This is a genomic window from Mycobacterium persicum, from assembly GCF_002086675.1.
GTDB lineage: Bacteria > Actinomycetota > Actinomycetes > Mycobacteriales > Mycobacteriaceae > Mycobacterium > Mycobacterium persicum.
Window position 1 is genome coordinate 1 of the sequence record NZ_MVIF01000245.1, and the last position, 1,180, is coordinate 1,180.

At 70.2% G+C, this 1,180-nt stretch carries 1 protein-coding gene; it reads right to left on the minus strand.

Going from position 1 to position 1,180, the window contains the following annotated elements:
* Positions 1 to 530 precede the first annotated feature (530 nt).
* A partial coding sequence (locus BST40_RS30430) for a hypothetical protein (RefSeq protein ID WP_208618952.1) occupies positions 531 to 1,180 on the minus strand: 650 nt, incomplete at its 5' end.

Consider the following 1,180-nt stretch of genomic DNA (forward strand, 5'->3'; position numbering starts at 1 on the left):
TCCCCTTTGTCCGAGTGTCTTTGGCTACCGAGCCAGTACTCCACCGATCACCATCACCTCATTCGGGCCACCGCACCTTCGGCCGAAAGGCGGATTCGATGGTTGAAATTTTCTCCCCCCATTGGGGGAGGACACCACAGCCGCCGGCTCCGGAACGAAGGTCCACACAGGCCCGTCCGAGCATCGAAACACACTCGAACAGTGAAACTTTCATGCAACGGCCATGTCCCGGCCCGGCTCGGTAACCAATATCGTCCCGTTATTTCGCGGAGAAGGTCTTGTGAGTTAGGGAGATCTACGATGCCGTTGCCCCACGGTTGCATGATGCGGGTTCGCGTCGCCTCATCGGACGGTGTACCCGCCGACTCGAAAACCTCGCCGGCTCGAAAGCCTTAAGAGACCCAGGGCCAAATCCAAAGGCGCGCAGCCACTGGGAAATCGCGCGCAGGACCGGTGGTGAATTCGAACAAAAAGGCGCGGCGCGGGAGTAGCTGCGCCGCGCCCCGGCGCGTACTGGATACCCATCCCGGCTATGCCACCCGGCCGGCGCCCGGCATGCCGCGCTGGCCGTCACCGCCCGCAGTGCCGCTCTCACCGACTGCGCCGCCGCTGCCCGCGGCACCGCTCAGGACACCAGCTGTTCCGCCGCTGCCACCGCTGCCCCCCGCGCCCGGGGCACCGCCCGTACCGCCACCGCCTCCGTCACCCCTGAGGCCGACCTGACCACCAGTGCCACCACTGGCGCCGCCATCGCCTCCGTTGCCGCCCGTGCCGCCGCCGCCTCCCTCGCCGCCGGCCCCTCCGGCACCGCCAACGCCTCCACTGCCCGCGAGTAGCCCGCCGGCACCGCCTTGACCGCCGCTGCCTCCGGTCCCGCCGGTCCCGCCGGTCCCGCCGGTCCCGCCGTCGCCGGCGTCGCCGCCATTACCGGCAGTTGCGGTATTGCTCGTGCCTCCGCCGCCACCATTACCGCCGACGCCACCGAGGTCGCCGACCCCGCCGGTGCCGCCCGTCCCACCGGCGCCGCCGCTGCCGCCGTTGCCGACCAACAGCCCCCCGTGACCTCCGTTGCCGCCGGTGCCGCCGGCTCCGCCCGTGCCACCGGTAGCGCCGATCGCGCCGTCACCGCCGTTACCGCCTCTGCCGCCGATGGCCCTGTTGATATCGACCGATTGGGTGC